Origin of the sequence: Streptomyces sp. NBC_00009 (assembly GCF_045040855.1) — a bacterium.
GTDB classification, from domain to species: Bacteria; Actinomycetota; Actinomycetes; order Streptomycetales; family Streptomycetaceae; genus Streptomyces; species Streptomyces aureus.
Window position 1 is genome coordinate 548,460 of record NZ_CP108312.1, and the last position, 15,880, is coordinate 564,339.

12 protein-coding genes and 4 pseudogenes are annotated in these 15,880 nt (G+C 68.3%); 11 read left to right on the plus strand and 5 right to left on the minus strand.

Annotated features, from left to right (window positions below):
* Positions 1-98: 98 nt before the first annotated feature.
* Positions 99-2,063 carry a tetratricopeptide repeat protein gene (locus OHA58_RS02525; RefSeq protein WP_405484718.1) on the minus strand — a complete coding sequence of 655 codons (1,965 nt, stop codon included), beginning with the start codon at positions 2,061-2,063 and terminating at the stop codon, positions 99-101.
* Between the two features lie 583 nt (positions 2,064-2,646).
* Between OHA58_RS02525 and OHA58_RS02530 the strand changes: the two are divergent.
* A pseudogene (locus OHA58_RS02530) lies at positions 2,647-3,006 on the plus strand (Tn3 family transposase); the annotation flags it as partial.
* 58 nt (positions 3,007-3,064) lie between these two features.
* Positions 3,065-3,214 (plus strand): hypothetical protein, encoded by a 150-nt coding sequence (locus tag OHA58_RS02535; protein WP_405475901.1) that lies wholly within the window; start codon positions 3,065-3,067, stop codon positions 3,212-3,214.
* A 13-nt stretch (positions 3,215-3,227) separates the two neighbouring features.
* On the opposite strand, the gene OHA58_RS02540 is transcribed toward OHA58_RS02535, so the two are convergent.
* A complete protein-coding gene (locus tag OHA58_RS02540; protein ID WP_405475904.1) occupies positions 3,228-4,349 on the minus strand; it encodes a Gfo/Idh/MocA family protein in 1,122 nt (373 codons plus the stop codon).
* A gap of 91 nt (positions 4,350-4,440) precedes the next feature.
* Between OHA58_RS02540 and OHA58_RS02545 the strand changes: the two genes are divergently transcribed.
* The 4 genes and pseudogenes from OHA58_RS02545 (at position 4,441) to OHA58_RS02560 (ending at position 6,690) form a co-directional block, all read left to right on the plus strand.
* Entirely contained in the window at positions 4,441-5,076 is a 636-nt protein-coding gene (locus OHA58_RS02545) for a TetR/AcrR family transcriptional regulator (protein WP_405475908.1), read from the plus strand.
* Positions 5,077-5,231: 155 nt separating this feature from the next.
* On the plus strand, positions 5,232-5,834 hold the full coding sequence (locus OHA58_RS02550; protein WP_405475911.1) for a recombinase family protein: 603 nt from the start codon (positions 5,232-5,234) through the stop codon (positions 5,832-5,834).
* Positions 5,835-5,870: 36 nt separating this feature from the next.
* Positions 5,871-6,081: pseudogene (locus OHA58_RS02555) on the plus strand (IS982 family transposase); the annotation flags it as partial.
* A gap of 39 nt (positions 6,082-6,120) precedes the next feature.
* Positions 6,121-6,690 (plus strand): annotated as a pseudogene (locus OHA58_RS02560) (DinB family protein).
* On the opposite strand, the gene OHA58_RS02565 reads toward OHA58_RS02560, so the two are convergent.
* Positions 6,663-7,679, minus strand: a complete 1,017-nt coding sequence (locus tag OHA58_RS02565) for a LacI family DNA-binding transcriptional regulator (protein WP_405484720.1) — start codon at positions 7,677-7,679, stop codon at positions 6,663-6,665. The pseudogene OHA58_RS02560 and the gene OHA58_RS02565 sit on opposite strands and share 28 nt — an antisense overlap.
* Before the next feature lie 187 nt (positions 7,680-7,866).
* On the opposite strand from OHA58_RS02565, the gene OHA58_RS02570 reads away from it, so the two are divergent.
* From OHA58_RS02570 to OHA58_RS02590, 5 genes are all read left to right on the plus strand, one after another.
* Positions 7,867-9,180, plus strand: coding sequence for an MFS transporter (locus OHA58_RS02570; protein ID WP_405475914.1), 1,314 nt, complete (start codon positions 7,867-7,869; stop codon positions 9,178-9,180).
* 88 nt (positions 9,181-9,268) lie between these two features.
* Positions 9,269-11,137: a sulfatase-like hydrolase/transferase gene (locus OHA58_RS02575; protein WP_405475917.1), complete on the plus strand. Its 1,869-nt coding sequence runs from the start codon at positions 9,269-9,271 to the stop codon at positions 11,135-11,137.
* Positions 11,138-11,315: 178 nt separating this feature from the next.
* Entirely contained in the window at positions 11,316-11,942 is a 627-nt protein-coding gene (locus OHA58_RS02580; protein WP_405475920.1) for a helix-turn-helix domain-containing protein, read from the plus strand.
* A complete protein-coding gene (locus tag OHA58_RS02585) occupies positions 11,935-13,353 on the plus strand; it encodes a pyridoxal phosphate-dependent decarboxylase family protein (RefSeq protein ID WP_405475923.1) in 1,419 nt (472 codons plus the stop codon). The genes OHA58_RS02580 and OHA58_RS02585 overlap by 8 nt, the downstream gene beginning before the upstream one ends.
* Entirely contained in the window at positions 13,350-13,955 is a 606-nt protein-coding gene (locus OHA58_RS02590) for an HAD-IA family hydrolase (protein WP_405475926.1), read from the plus strand. The genes OHA58_RS02585 and OHA58_RS02590 overlap by 4 nt, the downstream gene beginning before the upstream one ends.
* A gap of 103 nt (positions 13,956-14,058) precedes the next feature.
* Here the strand turns inward: OHA58_RS02590 and OHA58_RS02595 are convergent, their stop codons facing one another.
* Together OHA58_RS02595 and OHA58_RS02600 are read right to left on the minus strand one after the other, a co-directional pair.
* The gene (locus OHA58_RS02595; RefSeq protein ID WP_405475928.1) at positions 14,059-15,288 is read right to left on the minus strand and encodes an IS110 family transposase; all 1,230 of its coding nucleotides are present in this window, start codon (positions 15,286-15,288) and stop codon (positions 14,059-14,061) included.
* A gap of 486 nt (positions 15,289-15,774) precedes the next feature.
* Positions 15,775-15,864, minus strand: a pseudogene (locus tag OHA58_RS02600) (IS5/IS1182 family transposase); the annotation flags it as partial.
* Between the last annotated feature and the right edge of the window lie 16 nt (positions 15,865-15,880).

Here is a 15,880-nt window from a genome sequence, read left to right on the forward strand (position 1 = left end):
CCGCGCCACCGGGTTTTGATCGGTGTCCTGACTCGGCTAATGCTTAACGCAGTGGCTTCACTTGATGCATGACCCGACATTGCGGTGTTCGGCGCCGGCTAGAGATCGTTTGAACGTTCCAGGTCAGCCAGCAGGCTGGCAAGGCTGCTGCGGCTGATCAGGGTGTGCGGGTGTTCGGGGCCTAGCACCCGAGTGCGGGCATCCAACACCGCACGGTGCTCCGCCTCCGCCTCCTCCAGACGCCCCAGATCCCCGAGCACGACGGAGAAGTTGTGGCGGCTGGTCAGGGTGTGCGGGTGTTCAGGGCCCAGCACCCGAGTGCGGGCATCCAACACCGCACGGTGCTCCGCCTCCGCCTCCTCCAGACGCCCCAGATCCCGGAACACGCTGGCAAGGCTGCTGCGGCTGATCAAGGCGTGCGGGTGTTCAGGGCCCAGCACCCGGATGCGGGCATCCAACACCGCACGGTGCTCCGCCTCCGCCTCCTCCAGACGCCCCAGATCCCGGAGCATGACGGAGAGGTTGCTGCGGCTGCTCAGGGTCTTCGGGTGTTCGGGGCCTAGCACCCGAGTGCGGGCGTCCAGCACCGCACGGTGCTCCGCCTCCGCCTCCTCCAGCCGCCCCAGATCCCGGAGTGCGACGGCGAGGTTGTGGCGGCTGGTCAGGGTGTCTGGGTGCTCCGGGCCCAGGGTCGCATCTCTGGCCCCAAAGGCTGCGCGCCAACCGATCTCCGCGAGTTGGTATCGGCCTTGGGCGTACGCGGTCGCGGCGACGTTGGTGGCATCTTGCGGGGCACAGTCAGCCAGCACGGTTTGGATGACGCCCGCGGGGACATGCTCGCCGGGGGCGCTGTGCCGTTGGACGGTGTCGGTCAGGTAATCGAAGACTTGGACGTGCTCGTCGTCTTCCGGCTGGAGCAGCGCGGTGGTGGCCCGCCGCGGCTTGGTGACCCATTCCCACGCAGTCGGCAACGGTTCTGGCTGCAGTCGGCGGCCGCCGCGCTGGGCGAGGTAGTGCTCGTGGGTGGCCTCCAGCAGGTGACGCGACAGGGGCGCAGTGTGGCCGGCCCGGCGGATGTCGGTGGCGGCCGCGATCAGGGCAGCGGCGCGTGGATACGTTGGCGCGGCAGGATCGGTGTTCGGGCTCCAGGCATCGTGCCAGTCACGCAGCAGCTCGGGCCCGGCGGCCAGGTATTCAGCGAGGCCGTAGACGTCGGCATGGGCGAGTGCGTCCGCGATCCTCGGATCCCACTCGCGGGCTCGGGCCCGCTGCTGCTCGGCCGCGCTGAACACCCGCTGCATGCGCAGCAGGTGGGCTTGTTCCAGGGCCTCGCGGGCCTCGTGGTGGGCCGTACGACCGGCTTCATCCTGGGTGGTCGGGCCGCCGGTGAGGCGGGCCTGCTCGGCTGCGCGCAGAGTCGCCAGGATGATGCGGTGGTGGCCGTTTCCACTCAGCACCCGCGCGATGCCGGTTCGGGTCAACCCGTCGGCGCCCAGATAGTGTTCCAGGTCGCTCAGCCACAGCACGCACCGCCGAGTGCTAACCGCTTGGGCCAGCGCCGCCGGCAGGGCCGCACGATTCTGCGGCGCGATCAGCAGATGATCAGGCAAGGTGGTGCGCATTGCCTCATAGGCCGCGCGGGACTTACCCGCGGTGGAATCCCCCACCAGCAGCACGAAGCCGCCGCGCGCCAATCGCTCGCGCAGATCCGCATCGATGTCGCGCGGTACGTAAACCGGCACCCGCTCTGCCGCCGCGGCAGCGGGCTGCTGTGCCGGCTCGACGGCGCTGATCGGGGCAGGATGCACGCCCAGCCGGAGCGGGTCGGTCGTCTGCGCCACCGTTGGCAGTCGGCCGCTCGACAGCACCAGGCAACCGCTCTCGATCTTGAGGGCCTGCTCGTCCCGCTGCTGCGCGGCGCGTTTGTAGCGCTCCTGCCACACCCCGGCCACCGCCACCAGCACGGCCGCGCCCCCCACGGCGGCGCCTACCGCCCACCGGTTGGTGACCTTAAACGTCGCCAGCACGGCCGGGGCGGTCGCCAACAGCGCCAACCCAGCCACGATCAGCAACAGCCGACTCTCGCGCCACCGACCCGGACTCATCAGAACCCACCCCCGACCCGGAATAGCGGGTCGATACGAGCTCGCGCAAGAGGGCCATCGGGCTCCTACCCAACCACCACGCGCATTGGCGTCGGTTTGGAACGATCCAGGAGCTCTCTTTCGAATCACTTGGTGGTGGTTTGATCTCAGGGCCTGCTAGCTCCGACAGAACAGTTGCCTGCGACGATCCGCTTGTGAGCTATGAACTTGCGGTGTGGGACGGTGACCGCCCACTCGACGACGACCAAGCGGGCTCGACCTACGACGAGCTCTACGAGCGCTACCTGGAGTCGAACGACGTTGTCGTGCCTCCGGTGCCGCGCATCGCGACCTACGTGAAAGCGCTCACCGCGCGATACCCGGACGACGACGTCCGCAGTGTCGTATGGGCGTCGACACCGGTCATCGACGAGGCATCGGGCCCGATCGTGTACCTTCTCATGTCCTATGGCAAGGCTGAGGAAGTGTCCGAGTACGCCGCTGCGCTGGCCTGCGCGCCGGCTTCACCGACGAGTTCGCCTCCATCGCCGCGTACGAGCGCATCGACCGCGCTGTCCTCCAACGACGCCTCCTGTTGGCCCTGTTCGCCCTGGGCACGAACATGGGCATCCGTGCCATCGTGGCGACCGGCGAGAGTGAGGCGGCGCTGCGGCACGTGCGCCGGCACTTCATCACCGTCGACAACCTGCGGGCCGCCGTGCGGAAGCTGGTGAACGCCACCTTCGCGACCCGGGACACCGCATGGTGGGGCCAGGGCACCGCGTGCGCGTCGGACTCGAAGAAGTTCGGGTCCTGGTCCTCGAACTTCATGACCGAGTACCACGCCCGCTACGGCGGCAACGGCGTGATGATCTACTGGCACGTCGAGCGGAAGAACGTCTGCATCTACTCCCAGCTCAAGAGCTGTTCATCGTCCGAGGTCGCGGCGATGATCGAGGGCCTGCTGCGGCGTCCAACGGGTGCTCGCCGAACCGGTCTGGGCGAAGAAGCTCTCGAACGAGGACCGGCGCGGCCTGACCGCGCTCTTCTGGTCGAACATCAACCCGTACGGAACCTTCCGCCTCGACATGGAGAAACGGCTCGACCTCGCGACGGCAGTCAGTCCCTGATCAGTCCGGCTTGTCAGCCCAAGCGTTGCCGGGTGCCTGTATCTGCGGAGAGCCTGATCGCGTCAAGTAGGCGGTGCAGCCGCAGGCCAGCATCGAAGTCTGGGACGGTGTGTGAGCCGGTGTGGAGGTCGAGGGCCAGCCGGGCATACATCTGGGCCACGTTGAAGCTCTCGGCGGCGGGATCGAGCCCGGAGGTCCAGCGGTACCGGCTGGGAATGGGCAGCTCTTGATAGGTGCCGTCCGGATCACCTGGCCCTTGCATGCGCAGTTCACCGATCTGGATGCCTGCCGGGCCAGCAGCCCCGGTGGAGACGATGGCCAGGTCTCCCTTGGTGCCGGAGATTTCCAGTCGGGTCCCGGCGCCGGTGACCTTGGCGTCGTGGACGTGGGCCGACATGACGGCACCGCTGGTGAGGGTCGCGTTGAGAAGGAGGTGGTCGGGGCTCGTTGCCTCGACCGTGTCACGGGTTCCGGCGATGGTGTAGACCGGGCGCTGCACAGACAACGTCGCCGAGAGGTCGCTGATGCCACCGAGCATGTACTGCACCGCGTCGAGTGTGTGCCCGCCAGCGACCTCAAGTGTCCCGGCACCGTTGTTGCGATCGAGCGTGTAAGCCGCCCAGGCAGGAATCTGCTCCCCGGGCCCCTTCCCGCGGGCGGCGTAAACGGTCACCGACGTCACACGTCCTACACGGCCGTCGGCGACCAACTCGCGGGCGTAGGCGATGGCCGGGGCATACCGGGCCTGCAGCCCGATCACGTGGTGCACACCCGTGCCGTGGGCTGACTTCGCGAGGGCTGCAGCCTCCTGAGTGGTTCGAGCCAGCGGCCACTCGCAGTACACGTGCTTGCCGGCCGCCAGCGCCGCCTCGACCAGTTCGGCGTGCGCGGGAACCTTCACGGTGATGACGACCAGGTCCACCTCAGGGTGCTCGGCAAGTTGCCTGGTGTCGGTGAAAGCGTGCGCAGCCCCGAACTCCCGCGCTGCGGCCTGTGCACTTTCAGGGCGGCTGGTGCCGACCGCAGTGATGCTGTACTCCGGCAGCGCCAGCAAGGCCGGGACGTGTGCCCGGGCGGCCCAGCCTCGGTCGGGGCTTGCCCCGATGATGCCGACTCGGATCTTCTTCGCTTCCATAGCAGACCCCCAACTAAGCGGACAGATCTTGTCCGGTTGGAGACTCTAGCCAAGCGGACAAGGTTGGTCCAGTTATCGTTAGGATTAGCGCATGGACCAACCGCGCAGCACAGTGGACCGCCTGCTCGTCGACGAGTCGGGCCGTCGCCCCCGCGCCGACGCGCGGCGCAACGTCGAGCGCCTGGTGGAGGCCGCCCGAGTTGCGGTTGCCGAAATTGGCGTTGATGTATCCGCACACGAGATCGCGCGCCGGGCAGGCGTGGGTGTCGGCACCTTCTATCGGCGCATCCCCTCCCTTGAGGCGCTCCTAGAGGTAGTGCTCGTGGAGATCCTTGACGAGATCTCAGACGTGGCCGATCAAGCTCTAGAGGACCCGGACGCCTGGAACGGGCTCTACATGTTCGCCGCGACTTACGTGCGCCTCCGGACAGAGAGCTGCGGCGTCAGCGAGGCACTCGGCGGGGCCTGCGGGGTCACTCTCGCCCAGCGCCTGGAGGACCTGCGAGGGCGGATTCGGCGTCTCGTGGAGCGCACCCAAGCAGCCGGCGCCATGCGAACGGACGTCGCCTGGCAGGATGTCCCCTTCCTACTCGCTGCCGCTGCGACTGGTGAGCGCACCCTGGGCATGCGAGCGGGCAGTCAGCAGTGGGAGCGCAATCTCCAAATCATTCTCGACGGACTGCGCACGACTCAGCCGAGCATGCTGCCGGGTACTCCGCCGACCTGAATTCCGACCCCGATGGATCCAGCTGGGGCGGAGTGTCGGCAAACAACCGTCTGCCGACACTCGCGTGCGTGATCACGAACCTGCAGGTGGGCGGTGTCGGCAACTCGCGTCGGAAATCAACGTCGGCGAACGGTCCGGCCAGTAGATTCCGACACATGCTCATCGGCTACGCGCGGATCTCGACCGCCGACCAGAACCCCGACCATCAGATCGACGCCCTGCTGCTGGCCGGCGTCGACCGCGAGAACATCCACCTCGACACGGCGAGCGGAGCGAAGGCGTCCCGTCCGAAGCTCGACCTCGTCCTGCAGCTGCTGCGCGAGGGCGACACCTTGAAAGTCACCCGGCTCGACCGGCTCTCCCGCTCGGTGCTGCACCTCGTGACCCTCGGGGCCGACCTGCGCGAGCGCGGGATCGGCCTGCACGTCATCGAGCAGGGCATCGACACCTCCACCGTGGAAGGCCGGGCCATGTTCGGGATGCTCTCCGTGCTCGCCGAGCTCCAGCGCGAGCTGATCGTGGCCAATACCAACGACGGCCTGGCCGCCGCGCGCGCCCGCGGCCGTGTCGGAGGACGCCGTCCCAGGCTCACGCCGGATCAGGCCGTGCTCGCCCAGCGGCTCTACGACGAGCGAGACAAGACCGTCCAGCAGATCGCTGACATGCTCGGCGTGCCGAGGTCGACGGTGTACGGCCACCTCGACAAGACCAAAATCGTCCCCCGCCAGCCGAAGAAGACTGCGGTCACGAAGCCTTGACCGCTACTTTGGACCGTGAGTCAGAGATAGGAGCCCAGGGCCGGATCACGGCTGTTCAAGCCGTTGTGGCAAGTCATCGAGTCGATCAACGGGACCTTCAAAGGCCAGCTCGACCTCGAACGGCATCGTGGCCGAACCCCCGACCGTCCGTGTGCTCCAGCGAGTACTCGCGTTGACCGCCGCTATCTGGCACAACGAGCACACCGGGCAACCCGTCATACGATCGCTTACTGCATGCGACCACTGACGGCTTGAAGCGATCATCTACGGTTCCGCCATGACGACCATGGAGCCCCGCCCCGATCTTCGGCCCCCGGGCCTGAACGCCGACGAGAAGACGACCCTGCTGACCTTCCTGGACTACCTGCGCGAGTCCGTCCTCGCGAAGGCGGCCGGCGTCCCGGAGCCGGCGGTCCGCACGGCCGGCGTCCCTTCCGGGACCAGCCTGCTCCAGCTGCTCAAGCACCTGACGGCCGTCGAGCTCAACTGGTTCGTCTGGGCCTACACCGGCGCCGGCCGCGAGCGCTGGGATGACGAGGGCGCGGTGTCCGCCGACGACACCGCGTCGGACTTGGCAGACGCCTATCGCGAGGCGATCGCCCGGGCCAACGAGGTCGCCCTCGCCTGCACCGACCTGGACCGCCCCGGCGCCCGCTCACTGCGCGAGACCTCGCCGCCGTCGATGCGCTGAGTGCTGGTCCACATGATCGAGGAGACCGCCCGGCACGCTGGTCACGCGGACATCCTGCGCGAGCAGAGGCGTTCCTTGAGCACGGCACCCGCAGGCTCCACTCGGCCGAGTCGGGGGCCGAGCCAGTGCGGCGGGCCTCAGGCCGACTCTCCGGCGACCAGATGAGGGCGCACGGCGACGGCGATCTCGTCATGGTCGATGTCCTGGCCGTCGATCAGGCAACGGATTGACGCTGCTACCACGCGGGCAATGGCGGGGGCGGGCACGTGTGTGGAGGTCAGCCGCGGACGCAAGACCTTGCCGAGAGGGAAATTGCCCGAGCCGACGACGGCGATGTCCTCCGGTACCCGCAGGCCGGTGTCACGCAGCACCTGAATGAGGGTGAGTGCGAACTCGTCGTTGTATGCGTACACGCCGCTGGGGCGGCGGGCGGGGTCACTCCATGCGGCGGCCGTCGCGGCGAGGCTGTCGGTGGACAGTTCGCAGTCAACACGCTCTACCGGTACGCCAGCAGCGGCGGCGACCGTCTGGACGGCGGCGAAGCGCGGCTGCCCGAGTTCGGCGAGCGGACCGCTGGGCACCAGACAGGCCAGTCGGTCGTGCCCGCGGCTGAGCAGGTACTCGGCCGCGCAACGTGCCACCGCGGTACGGTCTTCGGGCACCGCGGGCGCCCTGCCGTCGGGTACGTCACCGATCAGCAGGATCGCGTCGACGCCTGCGCGACGCAGGAGGCGCACGGCGGAGGCCGGACAGCGCTGGGCGTTCGCCAGCACCGCGGCCGGGCGCAGTTCGGCCCAGGCGCGCGCGCCTTCGTCGCCGGCTGCGGTGCGGTCTCCGTGGATCAACAGACACAGATCGCGGGCTTCCAGCTCCTGGCTCAGGTGCTCGACGAAAGTGTCCGTTGCCGGGCTGGCCGGGAGTTGCCACATGGGCATCAACACGATGTTGCTGCGCCCGGCGCGCAGCATCCGCGCGCTGGCGTTCGGCGCGTAGCCGAGGTCCCGCACCGCCGACAGGACACGACGTCGTGTCTCCTCGCTGATGCCCTGGTCGGTCCGGCCGTTGAGGACGTAGGACACCGTCGTTCGTGACACCCCTGCCCGGCGCGCGACGTCAGCGCTGGTGGGGCGTCCGGTCGGGGGGACAGGGGGCATGGCCGATCGGCTCCTTGGGTCCACGGAAGTTCCCTCTCGGGCTTCCCAAGCTTACTGACTCGTGTCAGGATACCCGACCAGCGGATCTGACACGTGTCACGTAGACGGATCCGCCATCGGGTCGCTCAGGTCGTCGCCGGTCTCCGCTCTCCCCGGACGACGTCACAACAACGCAGGAGGTGTCCGCATGGGCACGATCGAACCCACCAGAGCCGCAGCCGTCGCCGACGATGGCGCGGCGCGCCCGCAGGGAGCGGGCACGGCCTTGGCGCCCGAGGGTGCGCATGTCGGGCCGGGTTTCATCAGGGCGATCACGGGCGCCTATTTCGGCACCTGGCTGGCCTTGTTGCCGGCCACCACGGTGACGTTGGCCCTGCGGGTGCAGCAGATCGCTCCGCACCACAAGGCATCGGCACTGTCACTGGTCCTCACGACGGGCGCCGTCGTCGCACTGCTCGCCCAGAACATCTTCGGTGCCCTGTCCGACCGCACCACGAGCCGGTTCGGCATGCGGCGGCCATGGATCACCGCCGGAGCCCTGCTGGGCGTCCTCAGCCTCGGCCTGCTGGCCACCGCCTCCAGCGTGCCCATGATGGTGCTGGCCTGGGCCCTGGTCCAGCTGGCGTTCAACATCCTGCTCGCCGGCCTCAACCCGGTGATCCCGGACCACGTTCCCTCGGCGCAGATGGGCAGGGTCTCGGCGATCACCCAACTGACCAGCCAGCTCGGTGTCGTGGGCGGGGCGTTCCTGGCCCAGCTGTTCCTGCCCGACCTGACCCTGGCGATCCTCCTGCCGGGCCTGGTCTGCCTCGCCGGTGTCGGGATCTTCATGTTCGTGCTGCGTGACCGGCGTCTGGATCCTGCCGACCGCCGGCCGCTGCGGCTGAAGACTCTCGTCCTCGCGTACTGGGTCAACCCACGGACGGCGCCCGACTTCGCCTGGGCCTGGCTGTCGCGGTTCCTCATCTTCTGCGGCAGCGCCACACTGGCCGGCTACCAGACGTACTTCCTGATGAGCCGGTTCGGCTACACCCAAAGCACGGTCGGTGAAGCCGTGTTCAAAGTCCTCCTCATCAACACGGTGGCCGTGGTGCTGACCAGTGTCCTCTTCGGCGCGATATCGGACCGACTCCGCCGGCGTAAGCCGTTCGTGATGATCTCGGCGAGCATCCTGGCACTGGCCCACGTCCTGGCCGCCTACTCCCACAGCATGCCGACCTACCTCGTCGCCACCGCCATCGGCGGCATCGCCACGGGCTGCTACCTGTCGGTGGACATGGCCCTGGTGACCGAGGTCCTGCCCTCACGGGACGAGACCGGCAAGGACATGGGCGTGTTCCACCTGGCGAACGTGCTGCCGCAGACCCTCGTACCGGCGGTGGCCCCGCTGTTCCTGGCGATCGGCGGCCACGGCGAGAACTACCCGGCGTTCTTCCTGGCCGGAGCGGTCATGGGTATCGCCGGTGCGCTGTGCATTCAGCGCGTCCGCTCGGTGCGCTGAACCCACGAGACAGCCCGACGACACCGCGGCCCGTCCCCCGGCGGACCGGCCGCCCGTACACGCAAGAGCAGCGAAGGAATGATGGCCCGTGACCGCGCACGACGAGCGCCCCAACATCTTGTGGATCGTGAGCGAGGACTGCCCGCCCCGGTTCGGATGCTACGGAGATCCTCACGCGACAACCCCGAACCTCGACGCACTGGCTGAACGCGGGGTGGTCTTCGACCACGCTTACAGCGCCGCGCCCGTGTGCGCACCGTCCCGGTTCGCGCTCATCACCGGGGTCGCCCCCGAAAGCAACGCACCGGCCAACCACATGAGGGCGGTCGCCGCGAAGCCGGCATGGATGCGCACGTACCCCGAGATCCTGCGCGACCTGGGTTACTACTGCACCAACAACGCCAAGACCGACTACAACGCCGCCATCGTCCCGGACGACATCTGGGACGAGTCCTCCCGGCAGGCGCACTGGAGCAACCGCCCGGACGGCACACCGTTCCTCGCCGTCTTCAACTACGACGGCACCCACGAAAGCGCCGTGTTCGCCCGGGACCCCTTCCTCGTCGACCCCGACGACATCCGCCTGCCCGCCTACCTGCCCGACACCCGCCCGATCCGCGAGGACTACGCCCAGTACTACAAGAACGTCGCCGAAATGGACGCCTTCGTCGGGACACTGCTCGCGCAACTGGAGGAGGATGGCCTGCTCGACCGCACGATCGTCATCCATACCTCCGACCACGGCGGGGTCAACCCCCGCTCCAAGCGGTACTGCTACGACGAAGGCCTGCACGTGCCGTTGATCATCTCCGCGCCCGCACGGTACGCCGAACTGTTCCCCCGGCCCGGCACACGGATCGACGCCGCCGTGAGCACCATCCGCATCCCCGCGACCCTGGTCGACCTCGCCGGCGGCGAGATACCCCGCTACATGCAGGGACGCAGCCTTGCCCGAGCCGAGTTCGACCCGGCCGGCGAACTCGCCTTCGCCATGCGCAACCGGATGGACGAGCGCTACGACATGACACGAACGGTCCGGGACGCGCGCTACCGCTACATCAGGAACTATCACCCGCACCGCCCCTATGGACAGCACCAAGGCTTCGCCTGGCTCGCCGCCGGATACCGGTCGTGGGAGACGGAACACCGAGCGGGCCAACTCATCGACGTGCAGTCGGCGTTCTGGCACACCAAGCCGGGAGTCGAGCTCTACGACACCGTCGACGACCCCGACCAGGTCCGCAACCTTGCCGGCGATCCCGCCTACTCAGACGTCGAAGAACGGCTGGCGCAGGCGCTGCGCACCCACATGCTCGACGTGCACGACAACGGGTTCCTTCCGGAAGGCTCACCCACGCAGGGCTACGACGCCAGCCGAGCACCCGGCACCTACCCGCTGACCCGGATCCTTGACGTCGCAGACGCCGTGCCCCGCCAGGACTTCGCTGAACTGCCGCGCTTCGTCGCCGCACTGAACGACTCGGACGTGACGGTCCGACGCTGGGGAGCCATCGGCGTGCTCACACTCGGCACGGCGGCGGCAGCCCGCACCGAAGGCCTCCTGCGCGCGATACTCGAAACCGAGACCGACGCCTTCGTCACCATCCCCTGCGCCGAAGCACTCGCCCGCTACTCGGCCGACACCGATGCCACCGAGGAACTCGCCCGGCTGGCGGGTCCCGGCCACCCGGGGCCGGTTCGCATTGAGGCCCTCAACGCACTCACCCAACTGGAACCCGACACACTCCACCCGCACCACCGCGTCGTGGCTGCGGCAGCCGACGACGAGGACGAGTACGTGCGCGGAGCGGGCCTCTATCTCCTCTTCCAGATCGAAGGCACCTACACCCCCGAGACTTTGGTCTTCCGGTGGGACAAACTCGGCCTGCCCAAGAAGGATCTCGCAGCGTTCAATCCCCGGCTCCCTCAGGACAACGCTCCCAAGGACAGCCGCTAGGTGTATGGCCCTGAAGCGTTGTTAACGCGGGTGATGGGTGGTGAGTACCCCCGCGCCGCCTGGCCGAACCCCATCACCACAGCTCACAGCGCCAATTCGTATTTCCGAGCGGCACAAGGCAGAGCGTCGTGGATCCCACCCCTTCTCAATAGTGGATCACCTTCGCTATCGTGGAGGGATGAGTGATGGCATCACCTTGTCCAGCGGTTTGTCCATGTCCGAGCTGGGGGCCAGGATCCGGGGCGAGCGACGGGCCCGTGGTATCAGTCTGGAGCGGCTCGCCGAGCTCAGCGGCGTGAGCCGGAGCATGGTGTCCGAGGTGGAACGCGGCGCGAAGACACCGAGCGTGCTGGTCCTCGATCGCCTGGCGACCGCACTGGGCACCTCGATCGCTCGACTCCTGGACGAACCGGTGCGCCCCGACGTCGTGTTGCTGGCTGCTGACCGGCAGCACGTGGTGCGGGACCCCGCCGGGTGGGAACGTCGGATCATTTCCCCTGTCCTGCCGGACATCGAGTTCGAGTTCATGCGCACCACCCTGGAGCCTGGCGTGGACGCGGGAGAATTCTCCCCGCACGCGCCGGGGTCCCACGAGTACGTGGCGGTGGAACACGGGTGTCTGCAGCTGACCGTCGACGGCGTGGCCTACCGGCTCGAGGCCGGGGACGCGGCCTATTTCCCTGGCAACCGCCGGCACGCCTTCGCCAATGACTCCGCCAACGCGTGTGTGTACTACCTGGCTATGACGCTGGCCCCGGCAGCCGGCTCCCACCTCCACCTCACCCCGGGAGGGCACGATGCATGACCTGCGGAAAGCAGCCCGGTCGGCAGCAGACCTGGCAGCCGATCACCTGGCGGGAGTGGCCGAGAACCTGGTGTGGCGGCCGGTGCCCGAGGCGGACCGCACATGGCTCACCCGGCAGCAACTGCCCGACGGCAGCCGCCCGCTGGCGGAACTACTGGATGAGGTGCGCGACCGGATCCTGCCGTATCCCATGGGCAACGGGCATCCCCGGTTCTTCGGCTGGGTCAACTCCCCGCCGTCCCCCGCCGGCGTCCTGATGGCCCCCCTGGCTGCGGCCATGAACCCCAGCTGCGCGGGCGGAGACCACGCCGGCGTTCTGCTGGAGCGCACCGCCGTGCGGTGGCTGGCAGAGCTGGTGGGATTCCCCCACCCACCGGGGGCCGGGCTGCTGACCAGCGGAGCCTCCATGGCCACCATCGTGGCGCTGGCTACCGCCCGCCACCATGCCTTCCGCGACCAGGGCCACGACGTGCGCGAGACCGGCCTGTACGGGCATCGTCCGCTGGCACTCTACGTGTCCGCCGAGGCGCACAGCTGTCTGCGCAAGGCGGCAGAACTTCTCGGCCTGGGCACCCGGTATCTCCGCGCCGTCCCGGTAGACGCGGCTTTTCGTATGGACACCGGCGAGCTGCGCCGTCTGATCGCGGCCGACCAACGAGCCGGGGTGCGGCCGTTCTTCGTCGCGGCCAGCGCGGGAACGGTCAACACCGGAGCAGTCGACCCCCTGGAGGACATCGCCGCGATCGCCCTGGAGTACGGACTGTGGTTCCACATCGACGGCGCCTATGGCGCGCTCGGCGTCCTCGCCGACGACGCCGCACCTGGCTATGCCGGACTGGAACGGGCGGACTCGCTGGCTCTGGACCCGCACAAGTGGCTTGGCGTCCCCGTTGATGCCGGCTGCATCCTCTTCCGTGACCCGGCCGGCCCGCGCGACGCCTTCAGCCTCGTTCCCCCCTACCTGCGCGACGAGAACGCAGGGGAGCTGGGCTGGTTCTCCGAGTACGGCACCGAACAGACCCGCCCGTTTCGCGCGCTGCGGGTATGGGCCACGATCGCCCACCTCGGACGGGACGGCATCGTTGACCTGGTGCAGCACACCACCAGGCTCGCGCGCACGCTCGCCGAACTGATCGAAGCTTCTGACGACTTCGAGCTGCTCGCCCCGGTGGTCACCTCCGTCACCACATTCCGCCACTGCCCTCCAGCCCTCGACACAGACCGCACGGAAGCACTGAACGAGGCGATCCCGGCCGCCGTGCAGCGCCGTGGGCAGGCCTTCCTCACTGGCACGCGGATCTCGGGTGCCGCGGCCCTGCGGGCCTGTGTCCTCCACCCGGGCACCACGAAGGACGACCTGACCGTCCTGCTCGACGAAATCCGAGCCGCTGCAGGGGAGGTCACCTCATGAGCCCTCAGCACCTGGTCATCGACCTCGGCGGCGTGTTGTTCCATTTCGACCACGCCCATCGCCTGCAACGCCTGGCCGATGTCTTCGGGCTCCCCACAGACCGAATCGACATGTTGCTGTGGCGGTCCGGCTTCAGCGCCGACTGCGATTCGGGCAAGTACCCGCACGCGGCGGAGATCCGGGACCGTATCCGGGCTGCCACCGGCTTCGCCGGCAGTGACGATGACCTCGACGCCGCGTGGTGCAGTGCCTTCCGGCCCGACCATGCCGTCCGGGAAGCACTGGAACGCCACCGCGGCCCCCTGCCCCTGGCGCTGTTCACCAACAACGGCCCGCTGGAACAGGAGGCGCTGATACGGCTGTACCCCACGATGTTCGACGGCTTCGACCACCTGCTGTTCAGCCACCGCCTCGGACATCGAAAGCCCGACCCGGCAGCCTTCGACGCCGCCGCGAAACAATTGGGCGCTCGCCCTGACAACATCCTCTTCATCGATGACAGCGCGGCCAACACCGACGCAGCACGCGCCGCAGGCTGGACCGCTCTCCGCTTCCGGAGCAGACAGACCCTCGAACAGACCCTGCACTCCCGAATCCAGTAAGCCACGGCATAAAACCGTGCCCTACGCGGTGAGTCGGAGTGAGCCGCTTGGAGCGGCACAAGGCTGAGCGAAGCCGAGAAAGACACCTCAGGCGCTCAACGTGTCAAGCTGCGGCGGCGAGGTCGACGGGGAAAGCGGTGCGTTCGTCGAACGGTTTGCGGTGCTGGAGGCAGTGGTAGAGCTGGCCGAGCATGCGGTTGAAGAGGTTCCTCTGGGCGGCTGCGTGCCAGTCTCCGTGCTCGTCGCGGCGCCTGCGGTAGTGGGTCTTGGCGCCTGGTGAGGCGGTGATCGCGGAGAAGGTCCAGAGGTAGCCGGCGTGGTTGAGGCGGTCGTTCTTCACCCACCGGCGAGTGATGCTCGACTTCTTGCCGGAGGCTCTGGTGATGGGGGAAGCCCCGGCGTATGCCTTCAGGCCGCGAGCGTCGGCGAAGCGGTTGCGGTCGTCTCCGATCTCGGCGAGCACCCGGGCGCCGAGCTGGATGCCGAGTCCGGGGAAGCTGAGGATGATCGCAGCGTCCGGGTGTTGAGGGAAGGCTTCCTCCACCGCGTCGGACAGATTGTCGGCCGCGGTGCAGGCGGCCTCCAGCTGGACCAGGAGCGCGATCATCTGCTTGCCGAGCGCGTCCTCGACCAGCGGTGGCTGGTGGGCCCAGTCGGCGCGGAAGACGTCCCGGAGTCGTTCGGCCTCGGCTTCGATGCCGCGTTGGCGGCCGGCGCGCTTGAGCGCGGCCTGCAGTTGCGTGCGCGTCAGCCGCGATGCCCGAGTTGGTGTGGGAGCCGCCTTGAGGAGCTCGTGCGCTTCCCGACGGCAAAGGCCGTTCTTCCAGGGCTCGAAGGCGGTCAGTGCGGATGGGTAGTACTCGCGCAACAGGGAGCGGAGCTGGTTGGAGATCTGCTGCCGGTTCCACGTGGCGTCCTGCTGGGCCCGGGCGAGCACGGCGAGGGCGCGGGCCAGGTCGCTGTCCTGGGGCAGCGGCTGGTGGGCGTGCATGTCGGTGCGCAGGATATTGGCCAGGACCAGGGCGTCTCCGGGATCGGACTTCTTGCGCGAGACGCTGTGCCGGTCGCGGTAGCGGGCGGCAGCCATCGGGTTGATGGCGAAGACCTGCCGCTTGCCCGTGCGCAGCACTGCGACGAGCAGGCCACGGGAGGTCTCGATCGCGACCGGGATCGGGTTCTCCTCGGTGTCGCCGTACTCGGCGAGCAGGTCCAGCAGGATCTTGTAGCCGACCGCGTCGTCGGTGATGTGCCGTTTGGCCAGTAACTGGCCGCTGTCGTCGACCAAGGCGACGTCGTGCGTGCGTTCGGCCCAGTCGATACCGCAGTAGAACATGGTCTTCCCCTTCCGCCGTGCCGTTCCTGCTGGTCACGAGCTCATGCGGGCCACGCAGCGACCTAATCCCAGGACTCAGCCCTGCGGCCGGTCCACCACCTCAGTAGCTGTTCGCGGCACCAGCTCGCCCCGCGGGCCTCGGTCTCTTCGGGAGCTCGGTCAGCTCGGGCCTAAGGAGAGATCACCGCGGGGTGGGCTCGCCCCACCAACACCAACGAGTGAACAAGGCGCGAGTGTTGACGCTCGACGGCGCTGGACGGCGCCGATCTTTCTCCAGGCATCAAGGCCCGGCCAGGTACAGGCGTTCGCCCAGCACCGACGAGTACCAACACCCGCGCTGTGGTGGTGGCAGCCGAAACGTCGGGACGTGCCCCGTCTGCCCCAAGGCCTCGTAGGCCAAGCCGCCCACTTGCATTCCCACGCAGCCACCACCACTCGAACAATCCACCGAGCCACTTGGCCTGCCGGACCGCTCTTAACTCCGGATTAGGCCAGGTAGTGGCAAGGATTGCGCTCGAAGCGGTGGTTGAGCCGGCGGTACCCAGTCAGGCAGGACATGGTCCGCTCGATAGCCCACAACCCACCAACGGCG